Origin of the sequence: Allobosea sp. UC22_33 (assembly GCF_042700715.1) — a bacterium.
In the GTDB taxonomy this organism is placed as follows: Bacteria; Pseudomonadota; Alphaproteobacteria; order Rhizobiales; family Beijerinckiaceae; genus Allobosea.
In genome coordinates this window covers 3,580,487-3,597,788 of the sequence record NZ_CP170556.1, presented here as the reverse complement: position 1 = coordinate 3,597,788, position 17,302 = coordinate 3,580,487, and the positions used below count along the sequence as shown (strand labels likewise).

The following is a 17,302-nucleotide window of genomic DNA, read 5'->3' as shown; positions in this document are numbered from 1 at the left end:
AAAATGCTCCGCCGATCCCCGGCGGCGGAGCGGTCGATCACCAGCGATGGTGGCGATATCGGCGATGCCGGCGGCGATAGTAACCGGGCGGAGGCCCGCGCCGGTGACGCCAATAGTGTCTAGGGCCTCGCCCGTGGGCATGTGGCGGCGGGCCGCGGCGCACCGGCCTGTGACCATGGTATTGCGAGAATTCAGCGTCAGCTGAATCGATCACCTCGACGACATCCGGCGCCAGCGTCGCAGAGCTTGCGGGCTGAATGGCGAGAGCGCTGCCGCTAGCGGCAGCAATGGACGCTCCGAATAACGTCAGAATGAATGATCTGCGATCCATAATTCAATCCTTTGGCGAGAGGCAGCGCCTAGCGCGGCACCTTTGCCTAAATAAAGAAGCCGGGGCTGAGCCCGGCTTCGATTGCGTCGATCACTCGATGATCTGAATGATCTTCCGGCTGGAAGGCTCGACCAGCACGACGTGGTTGTCGGTATAGACGTAGCTGTATTTGCTGACGCTCGTGCCCCAATCGGCGGGTGCCGTACGAAGCTCAACGTCGGCGGGAAGGGTAGCGCCGACCGTGACCTTCTCCTTGATCATGACCGGCTTCACCTTTTCCTTGACCACGTATTCCCTAATCTTGGTTCGTTCGGGCTGGCTGATCGTGACGGTCGTGCTCTGAGCAAACGCAGCCGAGCTCGCGACGAGAGCGGACGCAGCGACCATTCCGAGAATAGTACGGTTCATGTTGGTTCCTCCGCTTGCGCACACGATTGTGCGATGAGTCTGAAACTCATCCGCCGAGGTGCCTGTTCCAAATTCTTCTAATTAAAGGAAGCGCTGTATTCCAGCGGCTATAGCGTTGAAAGGATTCGCGTAATTTGCGGGAACTGCTACGCTTTTAGAAGCTTTCTAATATCTGAGGCATGGCACCGCCTTAGCGTCGCTCAGAATGGGCCGGCTCGATCGAAACTCGCACTTCGGTCGAGCCATTTTTTTGAGATGGCGCAGCCCAGGGATTGTGCCTGTCGTCAGCTCATCGGCCGTTTGGCGCGCTTGCCCCGATATGGCACCTCATGTCGGTCTTCAAATGGTGGCTGTGACATTAGCTACGCTGCGATTTCAGCGGCGGATTTGCCGTTCCTGAAAGCGACGGATCGCTCTATGCGCGAGTTCGGTCGGGTCGCCCGATCGCTCAATTGCAAGCGACACGACCACATACACCATCCGCCTGCGTTGCCGTTCTCGCTCCGCAGAGGGAATGCCGCCTTCGACGTAACTCCAGGCAATTTCCGTCGCCCTCTCTGCTCGTGCAATTTCCTTCGGGTCCTCAAGGATGGCAAACGGGTTGGGTTTGGTCATCGTTCGCCCTTCGGTTCGCAGAACTCGCGCATTCTGGACGCGCTGCAACAGCAAGGTTCCCGTCCGCAGAAATGGGGGCCGCGCGCGACTAGCAGGTCGGCAACAAGTCCTAACAGGCTCGTGCCGCAATAAAATATGACTGGTTGGGCATTGCGTTGTGGGCTGGATCGGCCTGCTGGAACTCGGTCACTCCGAGACGGTTTGACGGCCATCACCAACTGGAGGATGTGCAATGGTCGCACAAGAAAAGACGCTCGATGATCTGTTCCTGGATACGCTGAAGGACATTTACTACGCAGAGAAGCAGATCCTCAGGACCCTGCCGAAGATGGCCAAGGCGGCCCAGTCGCCCGAGCTCAAAAAGGCCTTCGAGACGCATCGCGACGAGACCGAAGGTCATGTGGAGCGTCTCACAGAGGTCTTCGAACTCATCGGCAAGGCGCCGCGCGGGAAAACCTGCGACGCAATCCTGGGCATCATCGAAGAAGGCAAGGGCATCATCGAGGAGTTCGAGGGCAGCCCGGCGCTCGATGCCGGCCTTGTCGCCGCAGCGCAGGCTGTCGAGCATTACGAGATGGCGCGCTACGGCACGCTTAAGGCTTGGGCACAGCAGCTCGGCCATCAAGAAGCAGTGGCGCTGCTGGATCAGACGCTCGGCGAGGAAACCAAAACCGACAAGCTGCTTTCGCAGCTCGGCCTCACTGCGACCAACAAGAAGGCGGCCTGACTATCACTTGGCGTCGCGCGAGAGCGTGGCGCCATACCGCTGAAGAAAGCAGTCATAGCTATGAGTTACGAGCACATCGTTCATAAAGGCAGCAAGGCGTCCCTGTTCACACGAATGGCGCAGGCGGTATCGACCTGGACGGGCAAGCCGGTCACCTTCGTCGCGGCCGTAGCGCTAATTCTTCTTTGGGGCGTCTCCGGTCCGATTTTCGCGTTCAATGACACGTGGCAGCTGGTCATCAACACGTCGACCACGATCATCACTTTTTTGATGGTCTTCATTATCCAGAATAGCCAGAACCGCGATACGGCTGCGATGCAAATCAAGCTCGACGAGCTGATCACTAAGGTGGATGGTGCTCGGCAAGAGCTTCTGGATCTGGAGGAGTTGGACGAGAGCCAGCTCGAAAAGATTCGGGAGGAGTTTTGCGCACGCGCATCAAAGGCGCGGGGCAACCCTCCTGAGTGCTCCTGATCTGGCGTTGATCTACGGCGGATCATCGATATGTCAGATAACACCAGCATCGATCGGCTAAATCTGGCTCAGCTCGAACGTGCCCAGGTACTGGCCGAGCGCTTGGTCTCGATCTGCCTCGCACGGCAGGAGCGCATCGTTACGGCCGAGTCGTGCACTGCGGGGTTGCTGGGGCAAACACTATCGTGCTGCTTCGGAGCCGCTAGGGCCTTCGAAGGCGGCTTTCTGACTTACACGAAGCAAGCCAAATCGAAGATGTTAGGTGTTTCGGCTGATCTCTTGAGGACCCATACCGCCGTTCATCGCCGAGTGGCCCAGGCTATGGCAGAAGGCGCCTTAGAGCGAGTTCCAGGCACCATTTCACTCGCGGTTACCGGCGTGACCGGCGATGCTGCGGATGAAGACAGGAACCCAATTGGCCGCGTGATTATGGCCTGTTCGACCAAACTAGGGTCACGCACGCTGCACTGCGAGTTTGGGCGCCTGCCCCCTCCAACGCTGGATCAGTTAGCAGTGTCGGTAACGCTCGCCTTGGCGCTGCAGCAGTTGGGCGACGAAAGCGCCGGAAGGCTGTTCGGAGATTAGGTCCTGTCTCAGTGGGCATTACTTGCAGCAAAATGGCCTCGGTTTCCCGAGGCCATAATGTATTAGTGGGGGTCAAACGACCGGCGGACGATAAGGCCCCGCGTTCTCGTCAAATCGACTCCAACCCTCAGCACGATACTCAGCCTCCCGCGCGGTACGATCGACCGGCGTTGCTCCATCGAGGATGGCCTGAACCGTCGCCTCATGCTCAGGCGCGCTGCGGACGGACACGACCGATCCGCCTCGGCGAACCGTCTCGGCATAGTAGTGGGCCTCGTCTTCGTCGTGGCCTTCCTTCACGAAGGAGCCTACAAGTCCCCCGGCGGCCGCACCGGCAATGGCGCCAGCGGCGGTCGAGGCGAGCCAGCCTGCGGCGACGACCGGACCGATTCCTGGGATGGCGAGCAAGCCAATTCCGGCGAGCAGGCCGGCGGCGCCGCCGATACCAGCGCCAATTCCGGCACCTTCACCCGCGTTGGTCTCGCCGGTCTCGCCGTCACGGCCGACGACGCTTATGTCGTTGCTCGACACGCCTGCCGCTTCAAGCTGCTCCACGACGGAGCGGGCGGTTGCATAGCTGTCGTAGGAACGGGTGATGGTGCGGGTCATTTCGTTCTCCATTTTTCGAGGCGCAAGCGGCCCGGTTCAGTTGCGTGTGATGTTGCCGCGGTAATCCACGGATACGTTGACCTGTTTGCCCGAGTGCGTGGCCTTGCCCTTCCAGACGCCATTGTCGTCCTTCGCCAGGGCGCTAACGTTCGAATAGCCATTTTCTTCGAGGCGGCTCTTGGCCTGGCCTTCGGTGAAGCTGTTGGCACCGGGGAGCGGGGCATTCTTGTCAGCGTCAGCCTTGGGAGCCGGAATCGGCGAGGTCGTGCTCGTCTGAGCGAGAGCGCCGAAGGACATCGAAGCCGCAATTAGCGAAACGAGAATTGTTTTTTTCATTATCCGACACTCCTGATTAGGTGCGGCGTGAGCCGCGAAGTAGGTGTCGAACTTGGAAGAGTACGATCTGTTCCGATTGAGCTCGCTCACCCTTGGAACGCTCTCGTGCCGCAGTCGTTTTGTCAGTCTCGGCCGTTTTGTCAGTCTCGGCCGCGGAGGGACGATGGAACCGGAACGCGTTGACAAGATTGGATCTGGCGACCTTGATCGTGCAGAGATCGAGCTAGTGGACCGCTTGCTCGAAATCATTGCCGCTGAAGGGCTTGTCAAACCGGAGCTTTTAGAGCCTCACGCTACGGTCGATGATATCGGCTTCACGATCGATGACCTCACGCTGATCGGTAATGCAATCGAGCGTGAATACGATTGTGACATGATGCCGGACGAGGCGATGCAGCGCTGCAAAACCGTCCGTGAACTTGTTGAGCTCATGGGCCGCCGAATACAGGGCGCAGCCTCAGGCGAGTGACGCCAATGGGAACCCAAAGCTTTCCGGCCGATTGTATCGCCGCGAAGGAGGCTACCATGGCAGACGACAAGACGAACCGGGGCGCCCAGGACCGCTCGCGCATCAATCTCAGCGAAGACTACGAGGTCCGCTATTGGGCCGACAAGTTCGGGGTTTCGAAAGCGCAGCTCGAAGAGGCCGTTCGCGAGGGTGGCACGTCGGTCGATTCCATGGAAGCCGAGCTTCGGCGCGAAACGCTAAGCAGCGGCGACAAAGGATGAGCGCCGTGCGGATCGAGAGTTTCGAAGACCTTGCTTCGGCACTCAAACGTTTCGAGGAGCTTTTTGGCTCGCTGGACGGCTCAAAGGAAGCGCAGGAATTCCACGAGTTGGCCGAAACCCTGCGAACATTCGAAGACAGGGTGGCGGCCAACCTCAGGGCTCAGCGCTTGAATGCGCGAGGCCTGCTGCCTTTTTTCCCGGTGACATGTCCACAGCCCGCAAACCTGGCATAGCAAAGTGAGTGTGGCGCTAAGGAGACTGCCGGCGTCACGCCTCTTTCTTTAATCTAGCTATCAGCTCGTCCAGCAGTACAACCATAATTTCGAATCGCTCAGCGACCGCTTCCGAGCGGAGCGTTTCTAATTTAGCGATGAGCTGTTCGACCTGGCTGTGTACCCTTGGCTTGTCGGTTGCGCTCATCAATCGCTGTCTCAATGGCTTAGAACAACGGAACATCAGGTGCTCGGTGCAGTTCTCCGAGTCTGCGGCTGGGGTCCCCTCAAATCTGGAGGCTCCCAATGGGATGGTTCACCAAAGACATCGAAACGATGGACGATCTGTTCGTTCACACGCTTCAGGATATATATTACGCGGAAAATCAGATCCGGAAATCGCTGCCCGACATGATCGAGAAGGCGACCGACCCTCAACTCAAAAGCGGGTTTGAGGAGCATCTTCGTCAGACGGAAGGTCATATCCAGCGCCTGAAGCAAGTTTTCAAGCAGCATGGCGCGGAGGAGAAGGGCGTCACCTGCCCCGCGATCGACGGCATTCTTTCTGAAGCAAGTGATATTGCCGGCGACGTAGCCGACAAAAAGGTGCTGGATGCAGCGCTCATCGCTGCCGCACAGGCCGTCGAGCACTATGAGATAACGCGCTATGGGACGCTTGTTGCATGGGCGAAGCAGCTTGGGCGTGAAGACTGCGCTGCGCTCCTGAAGCAGAACCTCGATGAGGAGGCTGCTACGGACGAAAAGCTTACCAAGCTCGCCACCACCGTCATCAACCGCAAAGCGGCTTGAATAGCTTTCGCTACCCGAGCGCTCATTCTCCAGGAGATCAGCAATGGCCATCACCACTCACGCGGATTATCGCGCTGCCGTGGAACGGGCAGCAGCTATAAGCGATGCAGCAGAGCGCTCGGACGAAGCACGTGAGCGGGATCGGTTAGTTTTTGAGATTCGGCAGTGGGACGAAGCTCATAAGGGCGAAAACGCTAACGGGCCTGAGGAGGACCAGAGCCTTCTCAGGCCGGATGATCTTCCGTTTTCAGGACTTCCGGGAAACCTTGGAAAGCTTCACCAGGACTGAATCGGCCAGCGAGGCATATTATGAACCCGGCAGAACCCATGATAACAGGCCGAGAACTTGCCCTCCGCATGAACGCCGCTTTCCCAGGCCTAGACTGGGTGGCGATGCTCATGGAGCAGTCAGGAAGTGCGAGGGATTTTGTCGAGTGGCATCTACAAGAGGAAATGGTGCCGCCAGAAGCGGTGCTCGCGGCCGCTGGGAAGCTGCTCTCCGAAGCCAGCGCACAGCATCGCTAGAGGCTCACCACAATCCAAACGTATGAGGAGCTCGTCCTAGAGGTTATCCGGCCGTCATGAGATGTCGGGCCAGCCTCGCCCCGTCTCGCTTCGCCTGCGCCGCTCCATCGGCGTAGGAAGCGCCGGCCGGCAGGTCGAGCGCCACGCAGGTTCCCACCGGCATTTCGACTTGATCTTCGTTGAGAGCGAGGCAAAGGCGATTTAGCGCTACGATCAGCATTCCCGGAGAAGCCGTTTTGAACGTCGCGTGAGGGTTGACCAAGGCGCGAAAGCCTTCGCGCATCGCTTCTCGATCATTGGCCGCGATGGCGTTAGTGATGTCTCTGAACTTCATTCGCAAACCTGCCATCCATATTGCGTGCCGCTAAGCTGCTCGGCCCGCCCGTCCTCATCGCCTAGCCCGTTGTCGTCGCGCTCGCCCTCGTCCTCGCACTGGGCTCCCTCGTCCTCGCAGACGGCTTCCTGATCGGCGCCGTTTTCAAGGTCGCAATCGCCATCCAGCGCGTCGAGCACAGCAACTAGAGCCTCCACTACAGCGCCAAGCCGGCGCCGCATGCTCAGCATCGCCTGCGTCCGCTCGGCCAGGGTCTGCGCAACCTGCGTCAGGATCGAACTGACTTCATCGCGCTCGGCAGCCGAAAGGTCGAATGGCTCCGGGCCAAATGGCCCATCGAATGCCATATGGCAATCAATTGCCTTCATTCCAACAGTTTGGCATGCAGCGGCAATGACGAAATGGCGCAGGTCTACAACGTTCATCGCATGCCCCCCAACATCCGCTTGGCATGGCTGAAAATGGCAATCATGCCGCGTTCTGCGTCATCCATATCCCTCGGCTCATCGGGTTCGATAAGGTCGAGATGGTCCCCGTCCGCCTCAAGCATGACAGCCATGATGGCCAGCAGCCCGGCCGGGGTGGTCGGTTCCGTTCGATAGACATCTCCCAGTGCGGTCATGGCCGGGAGATAGACCAGATCGACGGCGGCGTCGGACGCCTCGCCATCCTCAATATCGCAGGCTGCCAGGTAGGCATCCCACAGCGGGCGCCAACGCTCGATCGCGGCGAAGACAGGATCGGGGTGCGTCATCATCGGCGCGGCTCCAGCGGAATCGCGCAGCGCCTGATGACCAATTCACCGTCCACATAGACGACCGGCAGATGGCCATAGAACGAGAAGGGAGGGAGGCTGACGGGCTTCACGCCATACGAGCGCTTCGGCTTGCCCTTGCCGCGCTGGCGGTTGATGCGGATCGGGCTCATTGGCTAGCTCTCCTCAGATATCGGATGCAGGCTTCGTTGATGGATTCGAGCGCGTAGAGGTCGGGTTCGTCCTTCGCGAGAAGCAGCGCAGCGAGGACGCCCGCCGGGCTGTTTGGCTCGGGCGTGTGATGCCAGAGCAGGTCCAAGGGCGGCCCGTAGGTCTCCGCCGTCAGAGCCGTCCAGTCCTCGTGAGGCGCGCGCTTCGTAAACTCCACGTTCTGGCGGCGGTACTCTGCAATCAGTTCGGCAAGCGGGTCTGCCGCTGCGCTCTCTTTTTGAGGCTCGGGCATGCGAGAGCACTCCTCTAAGAAGGGAGGGGTTTCGGGTTCAGCGAATGGCAGGGGCGTGGCGTTCGGCAGCGGAAGCTTCGGCCGCAAGAACGGCGATGTCCGAAAGGGATTCGGACAGGTAGGCGGCATGGGACACGATCAGCCAACCGCGCCAGTTGGCCTCGGTGCGGTTTGCCGGGTGGCGCGTCTCGGCCGCATCTCGTGCATCGCGGGCGAGTGAAACCAGCGTTCCGGTGATTTCGCCCAGCAAGCCGGAGTATCGGCTGTAAGCCATCAGGTCGGCGGCGGCGCGGAGAATGGCCGCAATCTCGAAAAGCTCTGAATGGCTCCTCAGGGCCAAATCGCCCTTGGTCAGTAGATGCTCGGAAAGGTCGATTTCGGGCAAGCCTTCGGCGTTTGCCTGAGCGGTGGCGCTCGACATTGGATCTTCTCCAGCGATGTTGAAGGCGATGGGGTTAGGCGGCTTTCGCGATGCCGAAGACGCCTTCCGAAAGACGTTCGGCAAAGTCGCGAGCAAGGATGGCCAGCGCGTCGATGCGTTGGGTTGAAGCTACTTGCTGGGCCGTCATCCCGGCTCGGTCCAGGTTGCAACCTTCCTCGACGATGATGGCCAGCAACTCGGCCACGGTGGCGGCGTCGCGGTCTGCGTCGTGGCCGCTACCATCATAGCGGTTGGGCTTAGCTCCCTTCGTCATAGGTCATTCCTTCCCAGCGTCGATAAGCTCTAACGCTTGCTCGGCCGCGTCCATGTCCTCGGTATCGAAGAGGGTCGCTTCATCCTGTAAAAGCAGGTGCAAGCGCTGGCGGCGCTCGTCCTCACACTTCGTCGGCGTGAGCCTGACATGACGGGCAATTTGATCGCCCAGCACGCCCATATCGCGGGCAAACTGAAAGAGGGCGCCGCCGGCAGTGGTGTGGTTGCTGCCTTCCATGAACCAAGGCTGAAAGGCTAAGCCGTCGATGACGGCGGTGGCGACGCGCAGCGCGTTGAATAGCAAGCGCAGGTCTTCATGCGGCACTGCCGCCAAGTGCCTGTGCCGTTCCGAGAATACGGGCTCAGCCATGGGCCTTCACCGCCCTCGACTGCCTCAGCAACTCGCTGATGCAGCGGTGCATGTCGCGCAGCCGATCAGCTACGGCGTCTATGGCGGTTCCGAGCGCGTTCCGATGGGCATCGCACTCGATGGCATGCGTCGCCATCGATGCGGCCTCGGCCCGGAAGATGGTTTCGTGAAGGTGGTTCGTTGCTTCGAGCAGCGTGGAGGGAAGGCGGGACATCTTGGGTTCCCTGTTGATATTAAAATTTACTAGTTAACTATGATCCATGATGGGCCTTGCCGTCAATAGCCTTCTATGAAAAAATCCTAGCGTACTGGAAAAGAGGATGGCTATGCTCACAACGGGCAATCAGTTGCGCGCCGCTCGATCACTGGTCGACATGGGGCAAGGCGCCCTGGCGGAGGCGGCAGGCGTGAATATCAACACCATCAGCAGCATGGAGAAGCGCGGTGCCAACACGCTCTCTAGCGGGTTGGATGTCATCCGTAAGGTTCAGGCTGCTCTAGAGGCGGCCGGCGTAGAGTTCCTGAACCATGGCCAGCCAGGCGTCAGGCTGGCGAAGCCGGCCGACACCTCGCGCGCGATGCGCGATCAGATCGAGGCCAGCGCTACCGAAGCGCGCTCACAAGCGGCCAGTGCCGCCGACGAAGCCATGAGCGATATGGACGCGACCAAGCAGGAAAAGGCTGATCGCCGCGGCGCGCTGACAGGCGAACCGGCAATGGTGGAGAAGGCGCGCGACAAAGGACGCCCCCGAAAGTGAACCAGCTTCTCATGAGGATTGAATGAGCAACGATCGAACTACCCGCCGCCCAACCAGCGCGCGCGACAAGGCGGAAGCTCTGTTCAAAGCGAAAGCGCCGACAGTGGCAGCGCCAGCGGAGAAGCGGACGGTTCTGCCTGGCGCTAAGGAGATGGTGACGCTCCGGATCGACAGCGAAGCTCTCGCTTACTTCCAGGACGGTGGCCCTGGCTGGCAGGACCGTACCAACGCTGCTCTCCGCAAGGCATTGCCTGCCCCAGTAGATAAGGGTCTCAGGCCTGACAAACTCAATTCGTCGAACGACGGTTGAACGATATCGTCGGGCACGGCCTATGGTCATAAGCCGGCCATCGAACGGCCGGCCGCGAAACGCAAGCGACGCCGCGCTTGAGAATGGGGAGCGAATTGAGCGAAGCCGCAAAATTCGCGGTTGGCAGCTCACCAAAAGGCGCCGCTAGCGCTGCACGCTCGAAGGCCAAGTACAACATTTAGATGAGAATAAAGAAGCAGCGAACGCCCGCGAACGTCAGTGAACAGTTCTACTAACTATCTGATTTTATTGTATTTTACGTCTGTTGCGGTATGATATTCGGCATGTCGAGGCGCCGCGCCTCGCGGAGCCGAAGCCATGTTCCCAGAGTATGTAGCTTTAAAAACTGAGAAAGGTTTGCCCGAGGCTATCGCCCAGGCAGCGGAAAGCCAGCGCACGACCGCAAGTGAGTTCATGCGGCAAGCAATCCGCAAGGCCATCGTGGCAAACGGCATCAGCCTTCCGCCTTACCCCGATCAGCGCATCGGCCGGAAGACACGCTGATGGCGACGGGCAACATCATCAGCGGGCCGGAGGTGGTCGAGTTCGTCTCTGCTCGGACGGGGGTTGCCCATCCCTATCCGCTTTCGTCTCTCGGCTTTGAGCGCGACGGCAAGCTGACGGCGGGGTTCGTCTTCTCGTTCTTCACCGGCCCCGATGTCCATGTCTCGGTGGCGGCCAATGGGGAATTGCCGCGGTCCCTAATGCGAGTGGCGGGACAATATGTCTTCAACCAGCTCGGCTGCATCCGCGTCACCTTCAAGACGGAACAGCCTCGCGTAGTCGCGATGGCGAAGCGGCTTGGCGGTCAGCTTGAAGCCCGCTGCCGCAACCTCTTTGGCGAGGGCCGCGACGGCTACGTTATCGGCATCCTGAAAGACGAGTGGAAGCACCCCGCGCCCGCTCAGGAAGGCAAGGGGGAATAGTCCATGGTCTCCAGCCCGAAAACTCCGCCGCCGCCCGATCCAGTCGCTACCGCCGCCGCTCAAGGCGGCGCGAACCGCGACACGGCCATCACCCAGCAGGCGATGAACTTCGTCAATCAGGTCGGTCCCGATGGGAGCCTGACCTATGACAAGATCGGGGAAGACACCTTCACGGACAGCTTGACCGGGAAGGCTTATACAATCCCTCGGTATCAATCGACGCAAACGCTCTCGGAGAGTGGACAGCGCCTCAAGGGCATCAACGATCAGACGCAGGAAAACATCGCGACGATTGGGCGCGACCAGTCCTCGCGCATCGGAACGCTGCTCAGCAACCCCGTCAACCTGAACAATGATGCGGTCGAAGGTCGGCTCAATGAGCTAGCGTCCAAGCGCCTCGATCCTCAGTTCGCGAGGGACGAGGAGGCCTTGCGGACGCGCTTGGCTAATCAGGGCATCGGCATTGGATCGGCCGCCTACAATAGCGAGATGGAGCGCCTCTCGCAGGCGAGGACTGATGCTCGCAACCAACTCTTGCTGAGCGGCCGGGGGCAGGCGATCCAGGAAATCCTCACGGAGCGAAACCAGCCCCTGAACGAGATAACCGCGCTCCTTTCGGGTTCGCAGGTTTCGCAGCCGAACTTCGTCAACACGCCCCAGACGCAGCTTGCCGGCACGGATTACCAGGGCGCGGTCTATAACTCGTACCAAGGCGCGCTCAAGTCTGCCGAGATGAAGCAGCAAAGCCAGAACGCGATGCTCGGGGGGCTTTTCGGCCTCGCTGGCACGCTCGGCGGTTCCTACCTCCGCGGACCTTTCTCGCAGTCGGATAGGCGCTCGAAAACGGATATCGAGCCGGTCGACAGGCTGGATAACGGCCTCACGGTCTATCGCTACCGTTTCAAGATCGGCGGCCCATTCCAGATCGGCCTCATGGCGGATGAAGTTGAGGAGGTTAAGCCCCACGCGGTCGCGACCTTGCCCAACGGATTCGATGGCGTCGACTATCTGGAGGCGACCCGATGAGCGTCGAGCCGGTTATGTCGGATCAGGCGTTTTACGAGATGCCTGGGCACATCGCGGATGAGGTTGCCGCCCAGCCGTGGGTGCAGGGCCGGGAGCTTCGCTTCTACAGCAAGGGCGATACTGAATTTGTCCGGCGTGTTCTCCGCGAGGAATACGGGGTTCCGGTCTATGAGCAGGTGTTCCGGTTCATTCACCGGCTCGACAATACGCGGGCTGGTTGGATCGCCTTGCAGAATGTCACTCCGACCGGAGAAGCCGAACTAGTCGCGCTGATGGATCGCGGCCTTTGGCATCGCTCGCTGGTGATGTTCATCGCGCACTGGATCTTCTGTGACCTGAAGGTGCGCCGGCTCGTGCTCCGCATTCCAGAGCATGACGGCAAGTCTCAAGATTACGCCCGGCGCCTGGGCTTTCGATACGAAGGCCGCGCTCGCGAGTATTTCCCCAACGGCCAGGACGCTTCGGTGTGGATCATGTTCGCACGCGATTGCCGTTGGCTGCCCCATGGAGGGCCGAACTGATGGCCGAGATCACCCAGCCTTTCTTTGTTGGGGCGAATGGCGAGCGCCTTTCGGAAGACGCGATCAAACAGCGCCGCCGGATGGCTGAAGCGCTGATGAAGTCGGGCTCGGATTACAGTCCCGTCCAACATTGGGCGCAGGGCCTAGCTCGCGTCGCTGACGCGCTTGTCGGTGGCTATGAGATGGGCCAGCTCGACAAGGCCGATCGAGCAGGGCGGGTTGAGCAGACCGGGCGCAATGCCATCCTCATGGGCGGCGATATCGCCAGCCCCACGACCACGCCCGCGCCAGGCGCCATCCTCGGGACGGCTTCCCCGAATGCGGACACAGGAAGCGCCCTTCCGACCTCCCTCAATGCGACGGAGAGCGGCGGCAACTGGCAGGCCCAGAATGACGCGGTTGGTGCAGGCGGTGCGGTCGGTCACTTCGGCCGCGCTCAATTTGGACAAGCTCGCTTGCAGGAAGCCGCCAACGCAGGCGCGATCCCGCAGGGGACGACGCCGCAGATGTTCATGAAATCTCCAGAGCTGCAAAAGGCCGCGGAGAACTGGCACTTCGGGGATATTGACCAGACCATTCGCGCCAACGGCTTTGACAAGATGATAGGGCAGCCCATCAACGGTGTGCCGATCACGCTGGGCGGCATGCGAGCGGTGGCGCACCTGGGCGGCAATCGCGGCCTTCAGCGCTTCATCGAGACGGGCGGCCGATACAATCCGGCTGATCGCAACGGCACGTCGCTGATGGACTATTTCACCACACACGGCGGCAACATGCGGACGGCCCAGGCGGACATGCCGGCACCGGGCGCGGTCCCCGTCGAGCTTGCAACCGGACAGGCCGGCTTCGCTATCCCGCCAGGGGGCGAAGACCCGGCCAGCCTTCGCGCGCAGGCCCGCGATCTGCAAATGTCGGATTGGGCGGGAGCCAAGCGCCTCATGGATCGCGCGGCGGCGCTGGAGGCTTCGCCGCCGTCGAGCGTCCCCTTCGCCGCCAATGAGGCGGAGGTTCAGCGCCTAGAGGCACAGATGCAGCCGCGGGTTGATGCCCAAGTGGCTGCACAGAACCCGGTTGATCTCCCGACAGGGGCAGAGGTCCAGCCACTGGCCCCGGTCTTCCAATCGGAAGGCGCGAGCCAGCCTTGGATGGGCTCGGCTTTGCCTCCGTCTGCTTCACCTCGCGAAGCCATCTCTCGCGCCCTTGCGAAGACGCAGACGCTCCCGCCTGCTCGTCCGACTGATCTTGCGATGCCACAAGCGGACCTGCCCGCTCCCGGCGCCGTCCAGGCTATGGGGCAGTCGCCGCAGGCTTATCCGCTCGCTAACACCGCAGACCCGACCTTGGACAATGCCGGCATCCTCTCTGGCCTTGTTGCCAGCGAGGAGCATCGGAAAGGCCTGCCGAGTGGCGCCGGCATCATGAACCCATTTTCCGCCATCGCTTCGGCTCTGATGGCAAATGGCGGCACGGTTGCGCCGGCCGCGAGCCCAGGCGTCCAGAACGTTGCCCGAGCGCTGACGCAGAGCCGGGCGCCCGCTGCATCGGAAGCGGTCGCGCAGGCCGCCAGCGCACCGGGCAATGTCCCTACAGGCGCCCCCGCTGCCGTCGCGCCGCAGGCGGTTGCCCAGCAGGGGATGAGCCCGCGTCTCCAGGCTGCCTATGCAACGATGAACTCGCCATATGCGAGCCAGGGCGAAAAGACGATTGCGAGCATCGTCATTCAGCAGTCCGTGAAAGGGACGGACTTCGAAACCGTCACCCGGCCTGATGGCTCGGTCTATCGCGTGCCGAAGACGGGCAGCGGCGCGCCGACGCAGGTTTTCGGGCCGCAGTCCAAGCCGGAGGAGCGAACCGGCAACGCCAAGGAATATGACATCTACACGCGCCAGGAGGAGGCGGCCGGCCGCAAGCCGGACACGTTCACGAATTGGGAGCGCGCGAACAAGCGGGCCGGCGCAGCCTCGGTCAACGTGGGTGGCGGGTCGGATAAGCAAATCTTCGACACGTTCTCTTACAACACGAAGGAAGCTCGCGCAGCCGCAGACGGTCTGGCGGCCATTCGCGAGGCACGCGGCGCGCTGAACGGGGTTGGCGGCGCCATCACCGGAGCAGGCGCGGAGGCCAAGCTTGGCCTTCAGAAGATCGGCGCAGCCCTGGGCGTCGCCAACTCGGAATCCATCGTCAACACGGAGACCTTCCGAGCTGCAATCCAGCCGCAGGTTGCCGCGGTGCTGAAGGCGACAGTCGGGAGCGCCAATATCTCGAACTCGGATCGCGAGTTCGCGGAAAGGGCTTCGGGCGGGTCCATCACGCTCGATGAAAAGTCCATCCGGCGCTTGCTCGATATCATGGAGCGCGCTGGCGAAGCCCGAGTGCAGCTCCACCAGGAACAGTTGGATTCAGTCTACCCGGATGCTGAGCAGCACCGGAAAGAGCGGGCGCTGTTCGGCGTGAAGATGCCGCCTCGCGCAGCCGCTCCGCAGGCTCAGCCGGGCCAGCCCGCGAAGCCGGCCAGCAAGGCGGACTTTGACGCCCTACCTTCCGGGACTCGCTTCATCGACCCGAACGGCCATCCGAGGATCAAGCCATGAGCGATAAGTGGTGGGAAGCCGCCCCGCTGGCCTCACAGGCGCCCGAGCAGTCGGGCGGAGGAGACTGGTGGAGCGCCGCGCCGCTCGCTGACGCGCCGGCCACGGAAGCCCAACCGCAGGCGGTCGCACAAGCGCCGGTCGCGATGGTTCCCGAGTATGACGCCATGGGAAACCCGACTGGCGGCATGGTCGCGGCGCCGTCCCCCGTCACGATGGCCTATGGCGAGCAGATGGGGAAGATTGGCAGCATTGTGGACAAAGGTGTCCGAATGGCAGCCAACGGCCTCACGTTGGGCATGGCCGATCGGTTCGCGGGTGGCATGGACGCTCTAACCGGGCAGGCGCCCAGTTACAGCGCAGGCGTAGATGCGCAGAACGCGCGCACCCAAGCCGTGCGACAGGAGGCGCCAATCCTCGCTGGCGTCGCGGAAGCGGCTGGCGGGCTGGCCGGCGGCGTCGGGCTCATCAAGAACGGCGTCACGTTGGCGGGGCGCGCGGCGAACGCCGGGCTGCTTCCTCGCATCGGTCTCTTCGGGCTGGAAGGCGGCCTCTACGGTGCGGCATCCGGGGCGGGCAATACTTACACCGGAAATGCCAAGGACTACGCTATCAACGCCTTACATGGGGCAGAGCTGGGCGGCGCTATCGGGGCGGGCTTACCCATGGTGGGAACCGCTTCGTCGGGCATCTACAAGGTCGCTCGGGCGCTGATGGGCGACAATGTCGAAGGGGTGGGGCGAGCCGGCTCGGCCGCTTTAAGGGCTGCCGCACAAGCGGATGAAGCCGGCTTGCGCAATTTGCCGAACCTAGGGCCGGAAGCGATGCTGCCCGATGCCGGACCTTCAATGTTAGGCCTTGCGCAGGGCGCCGCAACTGGCAACGGGCCAGGCAAGTCCGCCCTCGTCAATGCGCTCCGTGATCGTGACGCTGACACAAGCCGAAGGTTGGCGACCACAATCGACGGTGCCCTCGGGCCAGCGCCAGTTCCTTCGCAAGTCGAAGCGACAATTGCGGCGCGGAAGGCGGCGCTGTCGCCTGAGTATGAAATCCATCTCACGAACGGCATGGCCGTTGATACGCGCCGCGTGGCCGATCGGTTGGATGAAATGGCGATCAATTTGCGGGGCGACGCGCAGAAGAACGCCTTACGTATCCGCGGCATGCTCAACGTCCATGGCACGCAAGAGCTGGACCCTAATCCGCGAACACTGCTCGAAGTCCGCAAGGCCATCGATGACATGTTCACGGACAACCTCGGCCTCAATGCAAAGCGCGCACTTACTGAGATCCGGCAAGGCGTGAATGATGCGTTGACGCGTAGCGTGCCGGGCATCGGCCATGTCGACGACAGGTTCGCTGAACTGGCGAGACAGTCCGATGCACTGACACGGGGAGGGCAGGTTCTGGATAGCGGCAAGACGGCAATTCGCCCGATCGAGCTAGCACAGGAACTCGAGGGGATGTCGCCCGGTCAGCGCTCGCGCCTGCAACAGGGTACTCGCGCGGAGATCGATCGTCTCCAAGGCGTGCACGTCAACGACTTGAATGCGCTGGAGAAGACGCTAGCGACGCCACGCGATTGGAATAACCAGAAAGCCCGCATCGTCTTCGGAGATGCGGCGGTCGAGAAAGTTATGGAGGCCCTCGCTACGAACCGCACCTTCCGCAACACCATGCAGAAAGTCGTCGAAGGCTCCCGCACCGCTCCGACATCAGCGGCAGCCAAATCCCTGGAGGCCAGCGACGGACCCGGCCTCGAGGTCACGATGACTGGCTTGGCAACTTCGGGGCTCAGGGCCGTAGCCAAGGCGCTTATAGGCGCGGGATCAGAAGCGACGAAGGAACAGGTCACACGGCTGATGGCAAACCCTGCCTATGAGCGGATTGCGACGGCCTTGATAGACGGGGCGCAGCGCACCAACCAAGGCGCCTCGGCGCTCAGTCGAGCAATCGGTCAGCCCGCATATCTCGGCGCTTCCGCGCCTGCCAGCGGTCGTAGATGAAGCCGTAGGCCAGACAGACGGCAATCCAGATCGCGAAAGCGACATGGCGGTTTTCAAATAGGCCGAACCACAGATGAACCAGCCAGGTCGTCACCAAGCCAAGCACCGTGACGGCGACGAATTGAAGGAATGGGCTCATGACGGAGGAATCTGCGGCGAAACGGCTCCAGCGTCAATGTGACTTGACGTGC

The 17,302-nt window shown here is 61.4% G+C and carries 30 protein-coding genes; 16 read left to right on the top strand and 14 right to left on the bottom strand.

Annotated features, from left to right (window positions below):
* Window positions 1-421: 421 nt before the first annotated feature.
* The gene (locus ACFJGT_RS17515; RefSeq protein WP_377840197.1) at window positions 422-739 is read right to left on the bottom strand and encodes a DUF1236 domain-containing protein; all 318 of its coding nucleotides are present in this window, start codon (window positions 737-739) and stop codon (window positions 422-424) included.
* A gap of 375 nt (window positions 740-1,114) precedes the next feature.
* Entirely contained in the window at window positions 1,115-1,354 is a 240-nt protein-coding gene (locus ACFJGT_RS17510; RefSeq protein WP_377840194.1) for a hypothetical protein, read from the bottom strand.
* Window positions 1,355-1,586: 232 nt separating this feature from the next.
* Here ACFJGT_RS17510 and ACFJGT_RS17505 point away from each other — a divergent pair, with 232 nt between their 5' ends.
* From ACFJGT_RS17505 to ACFJGT_RS17495, 3 genes are read left to right on the top strand one after another with little or no spacing between them, the layout of a single operon-like run.
* On the top strand, window positions 1,587-2,081 hold the full coding sequence (locus ACFJGT_RS17505; RefSeq protein ID WP_377840191.1) for a ferritin-like domain-containing protein: 495 nt from the start codon (window positions 1,587-1,589) through the stop codon (window positions 2,079-2,081).
* Window positions 2,082-2,141: 60 nt separating this feature from the next.
* Window positions 2,142-2,555 carry a low affinity iron permease family protein gene (locus ACFJGT_RS17500; protein WP_377840189.1) on the top strand — a complete coding sequence of 138 codons (414 nt, stop codon included), beginning with the start codon at window positions 2,142-2,144 and terminating at the stop codon, window positions 2,553-2,555.
* A gap of 30 nt (window positions 2,556-2,585) precedes the next feature.
* Window positions 2,586-3,140 carry a CinA family protein gene (locus tag ACFJGT_RS17495; protein WP_377840186.1) on the top strand — a complete coding sequence of 185 codons (555 nt, stop codon included), beginning with the start codon at window positions 2,586-2,588 and terminating at the stop codon, window positions 3,138-3,140.
* A gap of 72 nt (window positions 3,141-3,212) precedes the next feature.
* On the opposite strand, the gene ACFJGT_RS17490 is transcribed toward ACFJGT_RS17495, so the two are convergent.
* Together ACFJGT_RS17490 and ACFJGT_RS17485 are read right to left on the bottom strand one after the other, a co-directional pair.
* Window positions 3,213-3,749, bottom strand: a complete 537-nt coding sequence (locus tag ACFJGT_RS17490; RefSeq protein WP_377840183.1) for a general stress protein — start codon at window positions 3,747-3,749, stop codon at window positions 3,213-3,215.
* Window positions 3,750-3,785: 36 nt separating this feature from the next.
* Window positions 3,786-4,085, bottom strand: coding sequence for a PepSY domain-containing protein (locus tag ACFJGT_RS17485; RefSeq protein ID WP_377840181.1), 300 nt, complete (start codon window positions 4,083-4,085; stop codon window positions 3,786-3,788).
* 52 nt (window positions 4,086-4,137) lie between these two features.
* On the opposite strand from ACFJGT_RS17485, the gene ACFJGT_RS17480 reads away from it, so the two are divergent.
* The 3 genes from ACFJGT_RS17480 to ACFJGT_RS17470 are packed head-to-tail and all read left to right on the top strand — an operon-like array spanning window position 4,138 to window position 5,047.
* A complete protein-coding gene (locus ACFJGT_RS17480; RefSeq protein WP_377840178.1) occupies window positions 4,138-4,554 on the top strand; it encodes an acyl carrier protein in 417 nt (138 codons plus the stop codon).
* A 56-nt stretch (window positions 4,555-4,610) separates the two neighbouring features.
* Window positions 4,611-4,814, top strand: coding sequence for a DUF3606 domain-containing protein (locus ACFJGT_RS17475; RefSeq protein ID WP_377840176.1), 204 nt, complete (start codon window positions 4,611-4,613; stop codon window positions 4,812-4,814).
* Window positions 4,811-5,047, top strand: coding sequence for a hypothetical protein (locus ACFJGT_RS17470; RefSeq protein WP_377840173.1), 237 nt, complete (start codon window positions 4,811-4,813; stop codon window positions 5,045-5,047). Before ACFJGT_RS17475 ends, ACFJGT_RS17470 begins: the two co-directional genes overlap by 4 nt.
* A gap of 34 nt (window positions 5,048-5,081) precedes the next feature.
* On the opposite strand, the gene ACFJGT_RS17465 is transcribed toward ACFJGT_RS17470, so the two are convergent.
* Window positions 5,082-5,234, bottom strand: a complete 153-nt coding sequence (locus ACFJGT_RS17465) for a hypothetical protein (protein WP_377840169.1) — start codon at window positions 5,232-5,234, stop codon at window positions 5,082-5,084.
* Between the two features lie 98 nt (window positions 5,235-5,332).
* On the opposite strand from ACFJGT_RS17465, the gene ACFJGT_RS17460 reads away from it, so the two are divergent.
* Both ACFJGT_RS17460 and ACFJGT_RS17455 read left to right on the top strand, forming a co-directional pair.
* Window positions 5,333-5,836, top strand: a complete 504-nt coding sequence (locus ACFJGT_RS17460) for a ferritin-like domain-containing protein (protein ID WP_377840167.1) — start codon at window positions 5,333-5,335, stop codon at window positions 5,834-5,836.
* Between the two features lie 43 nt (window positions 5,837-5,879).
* Window positions 5,880-6,125, top strand: coding sequence for a hypothetical protein (locus tag ACFJGT_RS17455; RefSeq protein ID WP_377840163.1), 246 nt, complete (start codon window positions 5,880-5,882; stop codon window positions 6,123-6,125).
* Window positions 6,126-6,404: 279 nt separating this feature from the next.
* On the opposite strand, the gene ACFJGT_RS17450 is transcribed toward ACFJGT_RS17455, so the two are convergent.
* From ACFJGT_RS17450 to ACFJGT_RS17410, 9 genes are read right to left on the bottom strand one after another with little or no spacing between them, the layout of a single operon-like run.
* Window positions 6,405-6,695, bottom strand: coding sequence for a hypothetical protein (locus ACFJGT_RS17450; protein ID WP_377840161.1), 291 nt, complete (start codon window positions 6,693-6,695; stop codon window positions 6,405-6,407).
* On the bottom strand, window positions 6,692-7,120 hold the full coding sequence (locus tag ACFJGT_RS17445) for a hypothetical protein (RefSeq protein WP_377840159.1): 429 nt from the start codon (window positions 7,118-7,120) through the stop codon (window positions 6,692-6,694). The genes ACFJGT_RS17450 and ACFJGT_RS17445 overlap by 4 nt, the downstream gene beginning before the upstream one ends.
* Window positions 7,117-7,452 (bottom strand): hypothetical protein, encoded by a 336-nt coding sequence (locus tag ACFJGT_RS17440; protein ID WP_377840157.1) that lies wholly within the window; start codon window positions 7,450-7,452, stop codon window positions 7,117-7,119. Before ACFJGT_RS17440 ends, ACFJGT_RS17445 begins: the two co-directional genes overlap by 4 nt.
* On the bottom strand, window positions 7,449-7,622 hold the full coding sequence (locus tag ACFJGT_RS17435) for a hypothetical protein (RefSeq protein WP_377840155.1): 174 nt from the start codon (window positions 7,620-7,622) through the stop codon (window positions 7,449-7,451). Before ACFJGT_RS17435 ends, ACFJGT_RS17440 begins: the two co-directional genes overlap by 4 nt.
* The gene (locus tag ACFJGT_RS17430; protein WP_377840152.1) at window positions 7,619-7,912 is read right to left on the bottom strand and encodes a hypothetical protein; all 294 of its coding nucleotides are present in this window, start codon (window positions 7,910-7,912) and stop codon (window positions 7,619-7,621) included. Before ACFJGT_RS17430 ends, ACFJGT_RS17435 begins: the two co-directional genes overlap by 4 nt.
* A gap of 37 nt (window positions 7,913-7,949) precedes the next feature.
* Window positions 7,950-8,333 (bottom strand): hypothetical protein, encoded by a 384-nt coding sequence (locus ACFJGT_RS17425; RefSeq protein ID WP_377840150.1) that lies wholly within the window; start codon window positions 8,331-8,333, stop codon window positions 7,950-7,952.
* 34 nt (window positions 8,334-8,367) lie between these two features.
* Window positions 8,368-8,607, bottom strand: a complete 240-nt coding sequence (locus tag ACFJGT_RS17420; protein WP_377840147.1) for a hypothetical protein — start codon at window positions 8,605-8,607, stop codon at window positions 8,368-8,370.
* Window positions 8,608-8,610: 3 nt separating this feature from the next.
* A complete protein-coding gene (locus ACFJGT_RS17415) occupies window positions 8,611-8,976 on the bottom strand; it encodes a hypothetical protein (protein WP_377840145.1) in 366 nt (121 codons plus the stop codon).
* A complete protein-coding gene (locus ACFJGT_RS17410) occupies window positions 8,969-9,190 on the bottom strand; it encodes a hypothetical protein (RefSeq protein ID WP_377840142.1) in 222 nt (73 codons plus the stop codon). The genes ACFJGT_RS17415 and ACFJGT_RS17410 overlap by 8 nt, the downstream gene beginning before the upstream one ends.
* A 106-nt stretch (window positions 9,191-9,296) precedes the next feature.
* On the opposite strand from ACFJGT_RS17410, the gene ACFJGT_RS17405 reads away from it, so the two are divergent.
* The 8 genes from ACFJGT_RS17405 to ACFJGT_RS17370 all read left to right on the top strand — a co-directional run bounded on the left by ACFJGT_RS17405 (window position 9,297) and on the right by ACFJGT_RS17370 (window position 17,111).
* Window positions 9,297-9,734 carry a hypothetical protein gene (locus ACFJGT_RS17405; protein ID WP_377840138.1) on the top strand — a complete coding sequence of 146 codons (438 nt, stop codon included), beginning with the start codon at window positions 9,297-9,299 and terminating at the stop codon, window positions 9,732-9,734.
* A gap of 22 nt (window positions 9,735-9,756) precedes the next feature.
* Entirely contained in the window at window positions 9,757-10,044 is a 288-nt protein-coding gene (locus ACFJGT_RS17400; RefSeq protein ID WP_377840136.1) for a BrnA antitoxin family protein, read from the top strand.
* Between the two features lie 318 nt (window positions 10,045-10,362).
* A complete protein-coding gene (locus ACFJGT_RS17395; protein ID WP_377840133.1) occupies window positions 10,363-10,548 on the top strand; it encodes a hypothetical protein in 186 nt (61 codons plus the stop codon).
* Window positions 10,548-10,970 carry an N-acetyltransferase gene (locus tag ACFJGT_RS17390; protein ID WP_377840131.1) on the top strand — a complete coding sequence of 141 codons (423 nt, stop codon included), beginning with the start codon at window positions 10,548-10,550 and terminating at the stop codon, window positions 10,968-10,970. Before ACFJGT_RS17395 ends, ACFJGT_RS17390 begins: the two co-directional genes overlap by 1 nt.
* 3 nt (window positions 10,971-10,973) lie before the next feature.
* Window positions 10,974-11,996, top strand: a complete 1,023-nt coding sequence (locus ACFJGT_RS17385; RefSeq protein ID WP_377840128.1) for a tail fiber domain-containing protein — start codon at window positions 10,974-10,976, stop codon at window positions 11,994-11,996.
* On the top strand, window positions 11,993-12,517 hold the full coding sequence (locus ACFJGT_RS17380; RefSeq protein ID WP_377840125.1) for a GNAT family N-acetyltransferase: 525 nt from the start codon (window positions 11,993-11,995) through the stop codon (window positions 12,515-12,517). The genes ACFJGT_RS17385 and ACFJGT_RS17380 overlap by 4 nt, the downstream gene beginning before the upstream one ends.
* The gene (locus ACFJGT_RS17375) at window positions 12,517-15,108 is read left to right on the top strand and encodes a hypothetical protein (protein WP_377840121.1); all 2,592 of its coding nucleotides are present in this window, start codon (window positions 12,517-12,519) and stop codon (window positions 15,106-15,108) included. Before ACFJGT_RS17380 ends, ACFJGT_RS17375 begins: the two co-directional genes overlap by 1 nt.
* Window positions 15,105-17,111, top strand: a complete 2,007-nt coding sequence (locus ACFJGT_RS17370) for a hypothetical protein (RefSeq protein ID WP_377840118.1) — start codon at window positions 15,105-15,107, stop codon at window positions 17,109-17,111. The genes ACFJGT_RS17375 and ACFJGT_RS17370 overlap by 4 nt, the downstream gene beginning before the upstream one ends.
* Window positions 17,112-17,302: the final 191 nt, after the last annotated feature.

Bases quoted from the DNA above. Each gene is read 5' to 3' on its own strand.
- ACFJGT_RS17515 (WP_377840197.1), bottom strand. From the start codon at position 739: ATGAACCGTACTATTCTCGGAATGGTCGCTGCGTCCGCTCTCGTCGCG.
- ACFJGT_RS17510 (WP_377840194.1), bottom strand. From the start codon at position 1,354: ATGACCAAACCCAACCCGTTTGCCATCCTTGAGGACCCGAAGGAAATT.
- ACFJGT_RS17505 (WP_377840191.1), top strand. From the start codon at position 1,587: ATGGTCGCACAAGAAAAGACGCTCGATGATCTGTTCCTGGATACGCTG.
- ACFJGT_RS17500 (WP_377840189.1), top strand. From the start codon at position 2,142: ATGAGTTACGAGCACATCGTTCATAAAGGCAGCAAGGCGTCCCTGTTC.
- ACFJGT_RS17495 (WP_377840186.1), top strand. From the start codon at position 2,586: ATGTCAGATAACACCAGCATCGATCGGCTAAATCTGGCTCAGCTCGAA.
- ACFJGT_RS17490 (WP_377840183.1), bottom strand. From the start codon at position 3,749: ATGACCCGCACCATCACCCGTTCCTACGACAGCTATGCAACCGCCCGC.
- ACFJGT_RS17485 (WP_377840181.1), bottom strand. From the start codon at position 4,085: ATGAAAAAAACAATTCTCGTTTCGCTAATTGCGGCTTCGATGTCCTTC.
- ACFJGT_RS17475 (WP_377840176.1), top strand. From the start codon at position 4,611: ATGGCAGACGACAAGACGAACCGGGGCGCCCAGGACCGCTCGCGCATC.
- ACFJGT_RS17470 (WP_377840173.1), top strand. From the start codon at position 4,811: ATGAGCGCCGTGCGGATCGAGAGTTTCGAAGACCTTGCTTCGGCACTC.
- ACFJGT_RS17465 (WP_377840169.1), bottom strand. From the start codon at position 5,234: ATGAGCGCAACCGACAAGCCAAGGGTACACAGCCAGGTCGAACAGCTC.
- ACFJGT_RS17460 (WP_377840167.1), top strand. From the start codon at position 5,333: ATGGGATGGTTCACCAAAGACATCGAAACGATGGACGATCTGTTCGTT.
- ACFJGT_RS17455 (WP_377840163.1), top strand. From the start codon at position 5,880: ATGGCCATCACCACTCACGCGGATTATCGCGCTGCCGTGGAACGGGCA.
- ACFJGT_RS17450 (WP_377840161.1), bottom strand. From the start codon at position 6,695: ATGAAGTTCAGAGACATCACTAACGCCATCGCGGCCAATGATCGAGAA.
- ACFJGT_RS17445 (WP_377840159.1), bottom strand. From the start codon at position 7,120: ATGAACGTTGTAGACCTGCGCCATTTCGTCATTGCCGCTGCATGCCAA.
- ACFJGT_RS17440 (WP_377840157.1), bottom strand. From the start codon at position 7,452: ATGATGACGCACCCCGATCCTGTCTTCGCCGCGATCGAGCGTTGGCGC.
- ACFJGT_RS17435 (WP_377840155.1), bottom strand. From the start codon at position 7,622: ATGAGCCCGATCCGCATCAACCGCCAGCGCGGCAAGGGCAAGCCGAAG.
- ACFJGT_RS17430 (WP_377840152.1), bottom strand. From the start codon at position 7,912: ATGCCCGAGCCTCAAAAAGAGAGCGCAGCGGCAGACCCGCTTGCCGAA.
- ACFJGT_RS17425 (WP_377840150.1), bottom strand. From the start codon at position 8,333: ATGTCGAGCGCCACCGCTCAGGCAAACGCCGAAGGCTTGCCCGAAATC.
- ACFJGT_RS17420 (WP_377840147.1), bottom strand. From the start codon at position 8,607: ATGACGAAGGGAGCTAAGCCCAACCGCTATGATGGTAGCGGCCACGAC.
- ACFJGT_RS17415 (WP_377840145.1), bottom strand. From the start codon at position 8,976: ATGGCTGAGCCCGTATTCTCGGAACGGCACAGGCACTTGGCGGCAGTG.
- ACFJGT_RS17410 (WP_377840142.1), bottom strand. From the start codon at position 9,190: ATGTCCCGCCTTCCCTCCACGCTGCTCGAAGCAACGAACCACCTTCAC.
- ACFJGT_RS17405 (WP_377840138.1), top strand. From the start codon at position 9,297: ATGGCTATGCTCACAACGGGCAATCAGTTGCGCGCCGCTCGATCACTG.
- ACFJGT_RS17400 (WP_377840136.1), top strand. From the start codon at position 9,757: ATGAGCAACGATCGAACTACCCGCCGCCCAACCAGCGCGCGCGACAAG.
- ACFJGT_RS17395 (WP_377840133.1), top strand. From the start codon at position 10,363: ATGTTCCCAGAGTATGTAGCTTTAAAAACTGAGAAAGGTTTGCCCGAG.
- ACFJGT_RS17390 (WP_377840131.1), top strand. From the start codon at position 10,548: ATGGCGACGGGCAACATCATCAGCGGGCCGGAGGTGGTCGAGTTCGTC.
- ACFJGT_RS17385 (WP_377840128.1), top strand. From the start codon at position 10,974: ATGGTCTCCAGCCCGAAAACTCCGCCGCCGCCCGATCCAGTCGCTACC.
- ACFJGT_RS17380 (WP_377840125.1), top strand. From the start codon at position 11,993: ATGAGCGTCGAGCCGGTTATGTCGGATCAGGCGTTTTACGAGATGCCT.
- ACFJGT_RS17375 (WP_377840121.1), top strand. From the start codon at position 12,517: ATGGCCGAGATCACCCAGCCTTTCTTTGTTGGGGCGAATGGCGAGCGC.
- ACFJGT_RS17370 (WP_377840118.1), top strand. From the start codon at position 15,105: ATGAGCGATAAGTGGTGGGAAGCCGCCCCGCTGGCCTCACAGGCGCCC.